Origin of the sequence: Escherichia sp. MOD1-EC5950, assembly GCF_002965345.1 — a bacterium.
Lineage (GTDB): Bacteria > Pseudomonadota > Gammaproteobacteria > Enterobacterales > Enterobacteriaceae > Escherichia > Escherichia marmotae.
In genome coordinates, this window is sequence record NZ_PTSR01000013.1 from 22,819 (window position 1) to 36,706 (window position 13,888).

Annotated in this window: 13 protein-coding genes; 6 read left to right on the forward strand and 7 right to left on the reverse strand. The window is 52.9% G+C overall.

Going from position 1 to position 13,888, the window contains the following annotated elements:
- From BEA93_RS14035 to BEA93_RS14050, 4 genes are all read left to right on the forward strand, one after another.
- Nucleotides 1-2,280 carry a DUF5682 family protein gene (locus tag BEA93_RS14035; protein WP_105224996.1) on the forward strand — a complete coding sequence of 760 codons (2,280 nt, stop codon included), beginning with the start codon at nt 1-3 and terminating at the stop codon, nt 2,278-2,280.
- Entirely contained in the window at nt 2,273-3,409 is a 1,137-nt protein-coding gene (locus tag BEA93_RS14040) for a vWA domain-containing protein (protein WP_001292790.1), read from the forward strand. The genes BEA93_RS14035 and BEA93_RS14040 overlap by 8 nt, the downstream gene beginning before the upstream one ends.
- Nucleotides 3,406-5,424, forward strand: coding sequence for an SWIM zinc finger family protein (locus BEA93_RS14045; RefSeq protein WP_105224995.1), 2,019 nt, complete (start codon nt 3,406-3,408; stop codon nt 5,422-5,424). The genes BEA93_RS14040 and BEA93_RS14045 overlap by 4 nt, the downstream gene beginning before the upstream one ends.
- A 106-nt stretch (nt 5,425-5,530) precedes the next feature.
- Nucleotides 5,531-5,992, forward strand: a complete 462-nt coding sequence (locus tag BEA93_RS14050; RefSeq protein WP_001516693.1) for a YehR family lipoprotein — start codon at nt 5,531-5,533, stop codon at nt 5,990-5,992.
- Between the two features lie 41 nt (nt 5,993-6,033).
- Here the strand turns inward: BEA93_RS14050 and BEA93_RS14055 are convergent, their stop codons facing one another.
- The 3 genes from BEA93_RS14055 to btsS are packed head-to-tail and all read right to left on the reverse strand — an operon-like array spanning nt 6,034 to nt 8,952.
- Nucleotides 6,034-6,504, reverse strand: coding sequence for a DUF1456 family protein (locus BEA93_RS14055; protein WP_001516694.1), 471 nt, complete (start codon nt 6,502-6,504; stop codon nt 6,034-6,036).
- A gap of 46 nt (nt 6,505-6,550) precedes the next feature.
- On the reverse strand, nt 6,551-7,270 hold the full coding sequence (btsR, locus tag BEA93_RS14060) for a two-component system response regulator BtsR (RefSeq protein ID WP_001516696.1): 720 nt from the start codon (nt 7,268-7,270) through the stop codon (nt 6,551-6,553).
- The gene (btsS, locus tag BEA93_RS14065; protein WP_001516697.1) at nt 7,267-8,952 is read right to left on the reverse strand and encodes a two-component regulatory system sensor histidine kinase BtsS; all 1,686 of its coding nucleotides are present in this window, start codon (nt 8,950-8,952) and stop codon (nt 7,267-7,269) included. The genes btsR and btsS overlap by 4 nt, the downstream gene beginning before the upstream one ends.
- A 225-nt stretch (nt 8,953-9,177) precedes the next feature.
- On the opposite strand from btsS, the gene mlrA reads away from it, so the two are divergent.
- Both mlrA and BEA93_RS14075 read left to right on the forward strand, forming a co-directional pair.
- The gene (mlrA, locus tag BEA93_RS14070; protein ID WP_001240391.1) at nt 9,178-9,909 is read left to right on the forward strand and encodes an HTH-type transcriptional regulator MlrA; all 732 of its coding nucleotides are present in this window, start codon (nt 9,178-9,180) and stop codon (nt 9,907-9,909) included.
- Between the two features lie 59 nt (nt 9,910-9,968).
- The gene (locus tag BEA93_RS14075; RefSeq protein ID WP_001216965.1) at nt 9,969-10,076 is read left to right on the forward strand and encodes a protein YohO; all 108 of its coding nucleotides are present in this window, start codon (nt 9,969-9,971) and stop codon (nt 10,074-10,076) included.
- Here the strand turns inward: BEA93_RS14075 and BEA93_RS14080 are convergent.
- The 4 genes from BEA93_RS14080 to osmF are packed head-to-tail and all read right to left on the reverse strand — an operon-like array spanning nt 10,057 to nt 13,793.
- Nucleotides 10,057-10,788, reverse strand: coding sequence for an ABC transporter permease (locus tag BEA93_RS14080; protein WP_001516698.1), 732 nt, complete (start codon nt 10,786-10,788; stop codon nt 10,057-10,059). The genes BEA93_RS14075 and BEA93_RS14080 overlap by 20 nt on opposite strands.
- 4 nt (nt 10,789-10,792) lie before the next feature.
- The gene (yehX, locus tag BEA93_RS14085; RefSeq protein ID WP_105224994.1) at nt 10,793-11,719 is read right to left on the reverse strand and encodes a glycine betaine ABC transporter ATP binding protein YehX; all 927 of its coding nucleotides are present in this window, start codon (nt 11,717-11,719) and stop codon (nt 10,793-10,795) included.
- On the reverse strand, nt 11,712-12,869 hold the full coding sequence (locus tag BEA93_RS14090; RefSeq protein ID WP_000940766.1) for an ABC transporter permease: 1,158 nt from the start codon (nt 12,867-12,869) through the stop codon (nt 11,712-11,714). The genes yehX and BEA93_RS14090 overlap by 8 nt, the downstream gene beginning before the upstream one ends.
- 6 nt (nt 12,870-12,875) lie before the next feature.
- A complete protein-coding gene (gene osmF / locus BEA93_RS14095; protein WP_105224993.1) occupies nt 12,876-13,793 on the reverse strand; it encodes a glycine betaine ABC transporter substrate-binding protein OsmF in 918 nt (305 codons plus the stop codon).
- Between the last annotated feature and the right edge of the window lie 95 nt (nt 13,794-13,888).

Here is a 13,888-nt window from a genome sequence, read left to right on the forward strand (position 1 = left end):
ATGAGTGAGCCGTTAATTGTCGGCATCCGGCACCATAGTCCGGCCTGCGCCCGTCTGGTGAAATCGCTAATTGAAAGCAAGCAACCGCGATACGTGTTGATTGAAGGACCGGCCGATTTTAATGACCGGGTAGATGAACTGTTTTTAGTCCACCAGCTTCCGGTAGCCATATACAGTTATTGTCAGTATCAGGACGGTGCTGCCCCCGGGCGTGGTGCCTGGACGCCATTTGCCGAATTTTCGCCGGAGTGGCAGGCGCTACATGCTGCCCGCAGCATCCAGGCACAAACCTGGTTTATCGATTTACCTTGCTGGGCACAGAGTGAAGAAGATGAAGATGAGCCTGTTGCGGCTAATGACCATCAGGCCTTACTGCTACTCGCTACCAGTATGGATAACAGCGATACCCTGTGGGATCACCTGTTCGAAGATGAAAGCCAGCAGTCCACACTTCAATCCGCTCTGGCGCAATACTTTGTGCAACTTCGTGGTAATGATGCGGGTGATTCGGTAAATCGCCAGCGCGAAGCCTTTATGGCCCGCTGGATTGCCTGGGCGATGCAGCAAAACAACGGCAATGTATTAGTCGTCTGCGGTGGCTGGCATGCCCCTGCACTGGAAAAATTGTGGCGCCAATATTCTCAGGAAGAGAGAAAACCCAGGCTACCCTCATTACCGGATGCAGTGACCGGTTGTTATCTGACGCCATACAGTGAAAAGCGCCTTGATGTGCTGGCGGGATACCTTTCAGGAATGCCTGCTCCGGTCTGGCAAAACTGGTGCTGGAAATTTGGTTTGCAACGCGCAGGTGAGCTGTTACTTAAAACGATTCTTACCCGTTTGCGCCAGCACCACTTACCCGCATCTACCGCTGATATGGCTGCCGCGCATCTATATGCGATGGCACTGGCACAATTGCGCGGTCACAGATTGCCGCTACGCAGTGACTGGCTGGATGCATTAGCCGGATCGCTTATTAAAGAGGCATTAAACGCGCCGTTGCCGTGGAGCTATCGCGGGATCATTCATCCCGATACCGATCCAATTCTGCTAACGTTGATAGACACATTAGCGGGTGCCAGATTCGGTAAACTAGCCCCCTCCACGCCACAACCGCCGCTGCCAAAAGATGTCACGTCTGAACTGGAACGTACCGAAATCACTCTTCCGTCCAACCTGGCGTTAAATCGCTTTACCCCCTGCGGGCTGGTACAAAGTCAGGTGTTGCATCGGCTGACGATACTGGAGATCCCGGGGATAGTGCGCCAGCAGGGAAGTACACTGACGCTTGCGGGTAACGGTGAAGAACAATGGAAATTAACCCTGCCGCTTAGCCAACATGCGGCATTGATTGAGGCCGCCTGCTTTGGTGCCACACTCCTGGAAGCCGCACGCAATAAATTAGAAGCCGATATGCTGGACACAGGAGGAATCGGCAACATCACCACATGTCTTAGCCAGGCGGCGTTAGCTGGTCTGGAGTCCTTCAGTCAGCAATTACTGGAGCAACTCACATTATTAATCGCCCAGGAAAATCAGTTTGCCGAAATGGGCCAGGCGCTGGAAGTGCTTTATGCCTTGTGGCGTCTGGATGAGACTGGCGGTATGCAAGGGGCGCTAATACTGCAAACAACACTGTGTGCGGCGATAGATCGAACGTTGTGGTTATGTGAATCCAACGGCAGGCCGGACGAAAAAGAATTTCACGCCCATTTGCATAGCTGGCAGGCGCTGTGCCATATCCTGCGCGATCTCCATTGTGGCATTCAACTGCCAGGTGTTTCGCTTTCCGCCGCCCTGGCCTTACTGGAGCGCCGTAGTCAGGCGATTCATGCCACGGCGCTGGATCGCGGCGCGGCTCTCGGGGCGCTGATGCGTCTGGAACATCCCAACGCCAGTGCCGAAAGCGCACTGGATATGCTGGCGCAATTATCCCCGACTGAGTCAGGCGAAGCCCTACATGCTTTGCTGGCGCTGGCTCGCCATCAACTGGCTTCTCAGCCTGCATTTATCGCCGGTTTCAGCACTCATTTGAATCAACTTAGCGACGCCGATTTTATTAACGCTCTGCCCGATTTACGTGCAGCGATGGCCTGGCTACCGCCTCGAGAACGCGGGGCGCTGGCGCATCAGGTGCTTGAGCATTACCAACTGGCGCAGCTCCCCGTCCCGGCACTGCAAATGCCGTTACATTGTCCACCGCAAACCATTGCTCATCATCAACAACTGGAACAGCAGGCACTGGCGTCACTGCAACACTGGGGAGTTTTCCATGTCTGAACTGAACGACCTTCTGACTACCCGTGAGCTACAGCGCTGGCGATTGATTCTTGGTGAAGCGGCTGAAACTACCCTTTGCGGTCTTGATGGCAACGCCCGACGAATAGACCACGCCCTGGAGTGGCTATACGGGCGCGATCCTGAGCGCATTCAACGCGGTGAACGGCACGGAGGGCTGGGCAGTTCAACTCTCACAACGCCCGAGTGGATCAATGATATTCACACGCTCTTCCCACAGCAGGTAATTGAGCGACTGGAAAGCGACGCCGTGCTGCGCTACGGCATAGAAGATGTGGTGACAAATATTGAAGTGCTGGAACGCATGCAACCTTCCGAAAGCCTGCTACGCGCCGTATTGCACACTAAACATCTGATGAATCCCGAGGTGCTGGCAGCCGCTCGCAAGATAGTGCACCAGGTTGTTGAAGAAATTATGGCGCGGCTGGCCAAAGAAGTTCGTCAGGCTTTTTCTGGTGTGCGTGACCGCCGTCGCCGCTCGCATATTCCCCTGGCGCGCAATTTCGATTTCAAAAGTACCCTGCGGGCCAACCTGCAGCACTGGGACCCCAAACGCGGCAAGTTGTATATCGAATCACCCCGCTTTAACAGTCGCATTAAGCGCCATAGTGAACAATGGCAACTGGTTTTACTGGTCGATCAAAGCGGATCGATGGTTGATTCAGTGATCCACTCAGCAGTGATGGCGGCCTGTTTATGGCAATTACCCGGCATTCGCACCCATCTGGTGGCATTTGATACCAGCGTCGTAGATCTCACTGCCGACGTTGCCGACCCGGTAGAGTTATTAATGAAAGTGCAACTGGGCGGTGGAACGCATATCGCCAGTGCAGTGGAGTACGCCCGTCAACTTATTGAACAACCAGGTAAAAGCGTGATTGTTCTGGTAAGCGATTTTTATGAAGGCGGAACATCGTCATCACTCATCCACCAGGTGAAGCAGTGTGTTCAAAGCGGCATCAAGGTGCTGGGGCTGGCGGCGCTCGACAGCACAGCAACCCCCTGTTATGACCGGGATATGGCCCAGGCATTGGTCAATGTCGGTGCACAAATAGCTGCCATGACGCCGGGTGAACTGGCTTCCTGGCTGGCGGAGAATCTTCAGTCATGAATTCACTACGCCCGGAATTATTAGAACTGACGCCACAGGCACTGACAGCGTTAAGTAATGCCGGTTTTGTTAAGCGCAGCCTTAAGGAACTGGAAAATGGCAATATCCCAGAAATTAGCCATGAGAGCGGCACACTGATCGCCACTTTCAGTGACGGTACACGCAGCCAACTGGCAAACGGTCAGGCTCTGAAAGAGGCCCAGTGTAGCTGCGGGGCCAGCGGCATGTGCCGCCATCGCGTGATGTTGGTGTTAAGTTATCAGCGACTTTGTGCTACCCCTCAGCCCACGGAAAAAGCAGAGGAATGGCCCCCGGCAATCTGGCTGGAAGAACTGACTACCCTGCCCACTGCCTCGCACAAACGCGCACAATCCCTGGTCGCCAAAGGTATAACTATTGAACTGTTCTGCGCGCCAGGCGAAATTCCCTCTGCCCGCTTACCGATGAGCGATGTGCGTTTTTATTCCCGCAGCAGTATTCGTTTCGCCCGTTGTGATTGCATTGAAGGAACGCTGTGCGAACACGTGGTACTGGCAGTGCAGGCATTCGTCCAGGCCAAAGCACAGCAGGCAGAATTTTCTCATTTGCTCTGGCAGATGCGCAGCGAACAAATCGCATCAAATGACGATCCATTTGCCAGCGATGAGGGCAAAGCCTGTCGTAAATATGTCCAGCAATTAAGTTACGCGTTATGGCTGGGGGGGATCAGCCAGCCGTTAATTCATTACGAGGCAGCATTCAGCCGCGCCCGGCAAGCGGCAGAAGCCTGCAACTGGCGATGGGTAAGTGAATCGCTACGGCAACTGCGTGCCAGCGTTGATGCGTTCCACGCCCGCGCCAGCCACTATCACGCAGGAGAATGTTTGCGCCAGCTTGCAGCATTAAACAGTCGGTTAGCCAGTGCACAAGAGATGGTACGACGTGACTGTGTCGGTGAAGTACCGCCCATGCCGTGGCGCACGGTCGTTGGCGCAGGGATTGCCGGAGAAGCAAAACTGGATCATCTGCGGCTGGTGTCATTAGGTATGCGTAGCTGGCAAGACTTCCAACAGTATGGTTTACGGATCTGGTTCACCGACCCCGACACCGGTAGTATTTTGCACCTTTCACGCAGTTGGCCGAGAAGTGAACAGGAAAACGCGCCTGCGGCAACGCGTCGGCTATTTACCTTTCAGGCAGGGGCGCTGGCGGGAGGGCAAATCGTCTCACAAGCAGCGAAACGCAGTGCCGAAGGTGAGCTGTTGTTAGGTACGCGCAACCGCTTAAGCAGCGTCGTTCCACTGTCTCCGGATGCATGGCAAATGCTGAGTGCGCCGCTGCGCCAGCCGGGAATCGTAGCGTTACGGGAATACTTACGCCAGCGCCCGCCAGTCTCCGTTCGCCCGCTTAATCAGGTGGATAATTTATTTATTCTGCCTGTGGCTGAGTGTATTTCACTTGGCTGGGACAGCAGCCGCCAGACACTGGATGCGCAGGTAATCAGTGGCGAAGGCGAAGATAATATGCTGACGTTATCACTGCCAGCCTCTGCCAGCTCACCCTTTGCCGTTGAACGCATGGCGTCCCTGTTACGACAGCAAGATGATCCCGTGTGTCTGGTTTCTGGATTCGTCAGTTTTACCGAAGGACAGTTAACGCTGGAGCCACGGGTGATGATGACGCAATCTCGCGCCTGGGCGCTGGATGCAGAAACTGCGTCTGTGGCACCGCTACCTTCCGCCAGCGTTCTTCCTGTGCCGTCCACCGCTCATCAGTTGTTGATGCGCTGCCAGTCATTATTAATTCAGGTGCTACATAACGGCTGGCGCTATCAGGGGCAAAGTGTCATCAGTCAGGTCGGCTTGCTGGTAAATGAGTTGACCGGGGCGGGCTTTTACCGGCTGGCACATTTGTTGAATCAATTGCGTACTACAGAGGGAGAGGCTCTGGGTGAAACATTAAACAACTGCGTTTTACTCTGCGAACAGTTGTTACTGATGCTTGAGCAACAAGGGGGGAAAAATGCTTTTTATTAAGAGTTCTACTCCATTTCCGGACTGCTCAAGACGAGGTATAAAGAATATTCTATAGCGCCCTGGTGAGAGTCACCAGTTTTCTGATCTTGATAAAATGGAGTTTTACATGAAGGCTTTCAACAAGCTGTTTTCCCTCGTTGTTGCATCTGTTCTGGTTTTCTCTCTCGCTGGCTGTGGTGACAAAGAAGAATCAAAGAAATTTAGTGCCAATCTGAACGGTACTGAAATTGCCATTACCTATGTCTACAAAGGCGACAAGGTACTTAAGCAATCTTCAGAAACTAAAATTCAGTTCGCATCCATCGGTGCGGCTAACAAAGAAGATGCAGCTAAAACGCTTGAGCCGTTAAGCGCAAAATATAAAAACATTGCTGGCGTTGAAGAAAAATTAACTTTTACAGATACTTACGCACAGGAAAACGTAACTATCGATATGGAGAAAGTTGATTTTAAAGCCCTGCAGGGTATTTCTGGCATCAACATTTCTGCTGAAGATGCCAAAAAAGGCATCACTATGGCGCAAATGGAACTGGTGATGAAAGCCGCAGGCTTTAAAGAAGTGAAATAATCTGTCGGCGGCCATGTTCTTACATGGCCGCCATATCCGTCTTAGCTTTTCTTCACATGCTGGCGCGCTGCCAGCCCTCGCAGAAAATAACGCAAGAATTGATCACCGCATTCGCGGAAGTTTTTATGATCCGGTGCGCGCATCATTGCAGTAATTTCCGGCATGGAAACACGGAACTGCTGTTCGGTGAGGATCGCCAGAATGTCATCGGTTTTCAGCGAAAACGCGATGCGCAATTTTTTCAGCACAATGTTGTTATTAATACGACGTTCCGGCTCCAGTGCCGGTGCAGACTCATCCCTGCCGCGTTTTTCATAAATCAGGCCATTCAGGAATGAAGACAAAATAATGTCCGGGCAACGTTGAAATCCCTCTTCGTCTTCTTTACGCAGCCAGATAGCGATCTGATCGGCGGTAGCTTCAACATTGCTCAGCGCGAGAATACGCACCAGGTCGTTATTATTGGCTTTTAAAATGTAGCGCACGCTGCGCAGAATATCGTTACTTAGCATGAGGCCTTCAGGTGTTGATGAGGCAAAAAGCCATTTTAGCAGTCTTTTACAGGCCAATCGCCTCTTTTAAACTTTTCAGATAACGACGGCTGACCGGAACGGTTAAGCCATTACGCAAAATCAACTCCGCCTGGCCGTTATCCTCCAGACGAATCTCCTGCAAATGCGCGAGGTTAACCAGATACTGCCGATGACAACGCAGTAGCGGCGTACGACTCTCCAGAGTGCGTAAAGTCAGTTCAGTGAAGCCCTCTTTACCTTCGTGACTGGTGACGTAAACACCGCTCATCCGACTGCTGACAAATGCCACATCTTTCATTTGCAGCAAATAAATACGGCTGTGACCGGTACAAGGGATAAATTTCAGTCCTTGCTGATTCTCCGACAACAAGGAAACATCCTGCTTGCTGCGTTCCTGACGCAGGCGGGTCAGGGATTTCTCCAGCCGCGCTTCATCAATCGGCTTCAGTAGATAATCAAAAGCATGTTCTTCAAAGGCTTTAATGGCGTATTCATCAAACGCAGTCAGAAAAACGATATATGGACGATGTTCCGGGTCGAGCATCCCCACCATTTCCAGACCACTGATGCGCGGCATCTGGATATCGAGAAACAGCACATCCGGGCGCAGTTTATGCACCGCGCCAATCCCTTCCACGGCGTTTGAACACTCACCGACGATTTCAATATCGCTCTGCTCTTGCAAAAATACGCGCAGGTTTTCCCGTGCTAACGGTTCATCATCGACAATTAAGACTCTAATCATGCCTCATCCCTCCATGGCAGTCGTAACGTTATTCGGGTGTAACTATCAGGCTCACAGGCGACGCTGATCCCATAGTCATCGCCAAACCGTTCACGTAAACGCTTATCCACCAGATTCATCCCCAGCCCGCTGGCATTGGTTACCGGTTGATACAAACCGGCATTATCTTCGATCTCCAGCATTAAATGTTGCCCTTCACGGCGCGCGCTAATTGCCACTCTCCCGGTATCCAGTAGTTGCGATGTCCCATGTTTAATGGCGTTTTCGACTATCGGTTGTAGGGTAAACGCGGGCAACTGCTGCTGGGATAATTCCTCCGGAATAGAAATATTGACCTGCAAGCGCGACTGAAAACGCGCCTTTTCAATTTGCAGATAAGCGTTCACATGTTCAATCTCGTCAGCGAGAGTAACAAACTCCGAAGGCCGCTTTAAGTTTTTGCGGAAAAAAGTAGAAAGATACTGCACCAGTTGACTGGCCTGCTCACTGTCGCGGCGGATCACCGCTTTAATGGTATTAAGCGCATTGAACAGGAAATGGGGATTCACCTGGGCGTGTAACAGCTTGATTTCCGACTGCGTAAGCATCGCTTTTTGCCGCTCATACTGCCCGGCGAGGATCTGCGCCGAAAGGAGTTGTGCGATCCCCTCACCCAGCGTGCGGTTGATCGAACTGAACAGGCGGTTTTTCGCTTCATACAATTTGATGGTTCCCACCACCCGCTGATTTTCGCCACGCAATGGAATAACCAGCGTTGAACCTAACTTGCACTGCGGGTGCAGAGAACAACGGTAAGGCACTTCGTTGCCGTCGGCGTACACCACTTCGCCGGTTTCTATCGCTTTTAAGGTGTACGTAGAAGAGATTGGCTTACCGGGCAGATGGTGATCATCGCCAATTCCGGTAAACGCCAGCAGTTTCTCACGATCGGTAATCGCCACCGCCCCAATATCCAGCTCTTTATAGAGCACTTGCGCCACTTTCATGCTGTTCACTTCATTAAAGCCCTGGCGCAAAATCCCTTCTGTCGAGGCTGCCACTTTCAGCGCCGTGGCAGAAAAAGCCGAAGTGTATTTTTCAAACATCGCGCGCTTATCAAGCAAAATGCGCATAAACAGCGCCGCGCCCACGGTGTTGGTTACCATCATCGGCGCAGCGATATTACTCACCAGACGCACGGCGTCTTCATAAGGTCGGGCAATCGCCAGAATAATCAGCATCTGCACCATTTCCGCGACGAATGTAACAGCACCTGCGGTAATCGGATTAAAGACTTTATCGGTGCGCCCGCGACGGATCAGGATGCTGTGTACCAGCCCCCCGAGCAAACCTTCGACGATGGTCGAGATCATGCAACTCAGCGCGGTCATACCTCCCATCGAGTAACGATGTAACCCGCCGGTCAGACCAACCAGCCCGCCCACCACCGGGCCGCCCAGTAAGCCGCCCATCACCGCGCCAATCGCCCGGGTGTTGGCAATAGAATCGTCAATGTGCAGCCCGAACCAGGTGCCCATGATGCAGAAGATGGAAAAGACGATATAGCAGAGAAATTTATGCGGCAGACGAACCGTGACCTGCATTAATGGTATGAATAATGGCGTTTTACTCATTAACCACGCGATAACCAGAAAAACGCACATCTGCTGAAGCAGCAGCAACACCAGATTAAAATCGTACATACCCGCAAACCACAGATCCCTTAAACATGCGTAACATACATTGCCTGCGTTTAACTTTCTTTGAACTCTTGCAGAAAAATGAGAATTCGTGATTACAATCACTCAAAACAATCTGGCAAAAACAAAATCACCCTGAAGATGAACAAAAAACGGGCAAAACTACCTGGTTCGCAAAACTACGTCTAAAGTTAAACCGGGACCTCGCGAGCAAGGGTGGTAGGATGGATGGCGCTTTACACAATTGGTGAAGTGGCGTTGCTTTGTGATATCAATCCTGTCACGTTACGCGCGTGGCAGAGACGTTACGGATTGCTGAAACCACAGCGGACCGACGGCGGTCATCGCCTGTTCAACGATGCGGATATCGACCGGATCCGGGAGATCAAACGCTGGATCGACAACGGCGTGCAGGTGAGCAAAGTCAAAATGCTACTCAGTAATGAAAATGTTGATGTGCAGAACGGCTGGCGCGATCAGCAAGAAACTCTGCTTAATTACCTGCAAAGCGGCAATCTGCAAAGTCTGCGAATGTGGATCAAAGAGCGCGGTCAGGATTATCCCGCTCAGACCCTCACCACACATCTGTTTATTCCTCTGCGCCGACGGCTTCAGTGTCAGCAGCCAACCCTCCAGACGTTGCTGGCGATCCTTGATGGCGTGTTGATCAACTACATCGCCATTTGTCTGGCCTCGGCACGTAAAAAACAGGGCAAAGATGCGCTGGTCGTCGGCTGGAATATTCAGGACACCACCCGCCTGTGGCTGGAAGGCTGGATCGCCAGCCAACAGGGATGGCGTATTGATGTTCTCGCTCACTCGCTCAATCAGCTACGCCCGGAACTGTTCGAAGGCCGAACATTATTGGTATGGTGCGGTGACAACCAGTCTCCCGCCCAGCAGCAGCAACTTACCCACTGGCAAGAGCAAGGACATGATATTTTTCCGCTTGGCATTTAATGATTCGTTAACAAATGCGCTTTACTGTACAATCCTTTCGTTAACATAAGGAGTGCATTATGCGCATAGCTAAAATTGGGGTTATCACCCTGTTCCTGTTGATGGCGTTAGGCGGTATCGGTGGCGTCATGCTCGCAGGTTATACCTTTATTTTGCGTGCTGGCTAAGTCGCTGCACCAGCCGTTCAAACAGGCGGTCTACGATGATCGCCGCCAGTGCCACCAGCAACGCCCCCTGAATGACATAAGCGGTATTAAATCCGCTAAGTCCGATGATGATCGGCGTTCCCAGCGTGCTGGCCCCGACCGTTGAGGCGATGGTCGCCGTGCCAATGTTGATAATCACCGAAGTCCGCACGCCAGCCAGAATCACTGGTGCGGCCAACGGTAACTCCACTTTACGCAATCGCTGACTCCGGCTCATTCCCATACCTTTGGCAACGTCTGTCACGCTATCATCAATCGCTCCCAGTCCGGCAAGTGTCGCCTGTAAGATGGGCAATACACCATAAAGGATCAGCGCAATAATCGCTGGCTGCAGACCAAACCCCATCACCGGAACGGCAATCGCCAGTACCGCTACGGGTGGAAAAGTCTGCCCAACGGCGGCTATGTTTTCCACCATCGGGCGAAACTCCGCGCCCCACGCGCGAGTGACCGCAATTCCTGCACCGACGCCAATAGCCACGGCAAACAAACTTGAGATCCCCACCAGCCAGAAATGGGCCAGCGCCAGGGAAGCAAAACTTTCTTGCTGATAAACAGGCCGCGGCAGTTGTGGGAATAAGGCACCGAACAGCGGCTGGCTGTATGGCAGCCAGAAAATCAGCGCCACAAACAGGGCAATCAACCAGAAAAGCGGATCGCGCACTATTTTCATGCGATTACGCCTCCATCAGCAGATCCTGAAAATGCAGTGTGCCGCAAGGTTGGCCTTGAGCGTTAACCACCGGCAGCACTTCACAGCCACGGGCGACAAACAATGAGAGTGCATCACGTAGCGTCATCTCTTCTGCCAGCGCCTCACCTTCAGCACGTTCGTTGCGGCGCACATAATCGGTCACACTGCGTAACGATAACAGGCGCACGCCCAGCTCGCTGTGACCAAAAAACTGGCGCACAAAATCATTCGCCGGACGGGTAAGCATCGCCAGCGGATTGCCCTGCTGCACCACTTCACCATGATCCATCAGCACCAGATGCTCCGCCAGGCGCAGCGCCTCATCGATATCATGAGTCACCAGCACAATGGTGCGCCCCAGCAAACGGTGAATGCGCGTCATCTCTTGTTGCAACGCGCCGCGCGTTACCGGATCCAGTGCGCCAAACGGTTCATCCATCAGCAAGACTTGTGGATCGGCAGCCAGTGCACGGGCAACCCCCACGCGCTGCTGCTGACCGCCGGAAAGCTGATGCGGATAACGCTCGCGTAAATTTGCCTCCAGCCCCAGTAGCGCCATTAATTCGTCGATACGATCGTCAATTCGCGCCCACGACCATTTTTGTAATTGCGGTACGGTGGCGATATTTTGCGCCACGCTCCAGTGGGGAAATAAACCTATCGACTGAATGGCGTAGCCCATTCGGCGGCGCAGCTCCAGCACTGGCAGCGAACGAATCTCTTCTCCGGCAAAACGGATCACGCCACTGTCGTGCTCCACCAGGCGGTTGATCATCTTCAGAGTGGTTGATTTACCGGAGCCTGACGTGCCAATCAGCACCGAAAAGCTCCCCTCCTGAAAATTGAGATTGAGATCGTTAACGGCCTTTTGCGTGCCGAACTGTTTGCTGACATGGCTAAATTCAATCATGACTTTTCACCTTCAGCAGTGCGATAACCAAATCGAACAGCGCGTCGATCAGCACCGCCAGTACAATCACCGGGATCACCCCCAGCAACACTAAATCAATGGCACTGCTTAACAGTCCCTGAAAAACCAGCGCACCAAAACCGCCCGCGCCAATTAACGCCGCAATCACCGCCATACCGACGGTCTGCACCATTACCACACGCAGACTGCGCAGAAATACCGGCAGCGCCAGAGGTAACTGGACATGAAGGAGTCGCTGCCCCCCGCTCATGCCCATTGCTCTGGCGCTTTCCAGCACATCGCGCGGGATCTGGTTCAAGCCCACTACCACGCCGCGCACCAGCGGCAACAAGGCATAGAGCACCAGGGCAATCAATGCTGGCGTCATGCCTGTTCCTGCTATGCCGAGCGTCCCCAGCCACGGAAAGGTAGCGGCCAATCCGGCAAGCGGTGCGATCAACAAACCAAACAGCGCCACCGAAGGCACGGTCTGAATGACATTGAGTAAAGAAAAAATCGCCCCCTGCCGCGCGGTGGAAAAGTAGCACCAGACGCCCAATGGTACGCCGATAACCAGCGCAGGCAGTACCGAACCAAACAGCAGTGCCAGATGTTGAGCCAGTGCATCATCGAATACATCCTGACGGTTGGCATACTCTTTCATTAACGAAAGATCGTTAAGCGTGCCAGAGAACAGTAACCACAACGGAATAATGGCGATCTGAATATGCAGCAACCAGCGCCATAGCGGATGCGTGGAAATTCGCCGGATAGCATCGCTACAGGCCAGCAGCGCCAGCGCCGCAGCCAGCCAGAAGCCACTGCCGAGGCTGGTACGCGCCAGGGCGCTACCACTTTGCGCCAGTTGCGTCGCGGCTTTTCCTGCCCCCCATACCAGCAAAATAAACACCAGTTGCGCGAGGAGAAAAGCAAAAATGCTGCCTTTTCTTCCGGGAACGAAACAAGCAGTCAGCCATGCGCAACCAACGCCCACCAGCATCCAGATGGTTTGCGGCCACAACTGCCAGAGTTGTCGACCTTCACCAGAAACTAATCGGTTAGGTGCGTAACTGATAAACGGCAACGCCGCTGCTATTGCCATCAGTAACAGCAGCAACGCCAGAACAGAGTTAATACGAAGATGCGCCACGGGAAATTACTTCGTCCACCCTTTTTGTTTCAGGTAGTCGGCAGCCACTTTTTTCGCGTCCAGCCCTTCTACAGCAATACTGGCATTCAATTGCTGCAACGTCTTTTCATCGAGGCTGGCGAAGACAGGCTGTAGCCACTGCGCCATTTGCGGATACTCTTTCAACACCGACGCACGCACCACTGGCGCAGGCGCGTAAATTGGCTGGACACCTTTCGGATCGCTTAATGTTTGTAGCCCCAGCGCTGCTACCGGGCCGTCAGTACCGTAGGCCATCGCCGCATTAACGCCGGACGTTTGCTGGGCTGCGGCTTTAATCGTCACTGCCGTGTCGCCACCTGCCAGTGACAGCAACTGCTCCTGATCGAGTTTAAATTCATAGGCTTTTTCAAAAGCGGGCAACGCATCGGCGCGTTCAATAAACTCTGCCGAGGCCGCCAGTTTAAAGGTGCCACCGTCTTTCAGATAACGACTGAGATCGGCAAGCGAAGTGAGTTTGTTTTTTTCTGCCATATCCTGACGCACGGCGATGGTCCAGGTGTTATTCGCAGGTGCGGGCGTCAGCCAGATTAACTGGTTTTGCTCTGCATCGAGTTTTTTGACCTTCTCGTAGCCTTGTTGCGCGTTTTTCCATGCCGCATCGTTTTCATCTTTAAAGAAGAAAGCACCATTGCCGGTGTATTCCGGGTAAATATCCAGTTCGCCCGAAGTAATCGCCCCGCGCACCACTGGCGTGGTGCCAAGCTGGACTTTATTTACCGTGGGAACGCCGTGGTTTTCCAGCACCTGCAAAATGATGTTGCCGAGCAGTGCGCCTTCGGTATCGATTTTCGAACCGACTTTAACGGGGGAAGCCGCCTGTAGCGGCAGGCTCACGGCGGCTATCAAAACCAGTGAACTGGCCTGGAGCTTTGAGAGTGGCATGATGCTTTCCTCATTCTTTTACTGTTGTTTTCAGAGAATTAAGAAAAAAGCATAGTTGATAATGACGGGATTAGCCTGACAGGACGAATTCAGTG

Excerpts from the sequence above, each read along its gene's own strand:
- osmF (WP_105224993.1), bottom strand. The coding sequence starts at position 13,793 with ATGCCACTCTCAAAGCTCCAGGCCAGTTCACTGGTTTTGATAGCCGCC.
- btsS (WP_001516697.1), bottom strand. The coding sequence starts at position 8,952 with ATGTACGATTTTAATCTGGTGTTGCTGCTGCTTCAGCAGATGTGCGTT.
- BEA93_RS14075 (WP_001216965.1), top strand. The coding sequence starts at position 9,969 with ATGCGCATAGCTAAAATTGGGGTTATCACCCTGTTCCTGTTGATGGCG.
- BEA93_RS14035 (WP_105224996.1), top strand. The coding sequence starts at position 1 with ATGAGTGAGCCGTTAATTGTCGGCATCCGGCACCATAGTCCGGCCTGC.
- btsR (WP_001516696.1), bottom strand. The coding sequence starts at position 7,270 with ATGATTAGAGTCTTAATTGTCGATGATGAACCGTTAGCACGGGAAAAC.
- BEA93_RS14055 (WP_001516694.1), bottom strand. The coding sequence starts at position 6,504 with ATGCTAAGTAACGATATTCTGCGCAGCGTGCGCTACATTTTAAAAGCC.
- yehX (WP_105224994.1), bottom strand. The coding sequence starts at position 11,719 with ATGATTGAATTTAGCCATGTCAGCAAACAGTTCGGCACGCAAAAGGCC.
- BEA93_RS14045 (WP_105224995.1), top strand. The coding sequence starts at position 3,406 with ATGAATTCACTACGCCCGGAATTATTAGAACTGACGCCACAGGCACTG.
- mlrA (WP_001240391.1), top strand. The coding sequence starts at position 9,178 with ATGGCGCTTTACACAATTGGTGAAGTGGCGTTGCTTTGTGATATCAAT.
- BEA93_RS14040 (WP_001292790.1), top strand. The coding sequence starts at position 2,273 with ATGTCTGAACTGAACGACCTTCTGACTACCCGTGAGCTACAGCGCTGG.
- BEA93_RS14080 (WP_001516698.1), bottom strand. The coding sequence starts at position 10,788 with ATGAAAATAGTGCGCGATCCGCTTTTCTGGTTGATTGCCCTGTTTGTG.
- BEA93_RS14050 (WP_001516693.1), top strand. The coding sequence starts at position 5,531 with ATGAAGGCTTTCAACAAGCTGTTTTCCCTCGTTGTTGCATCTGTTCTG.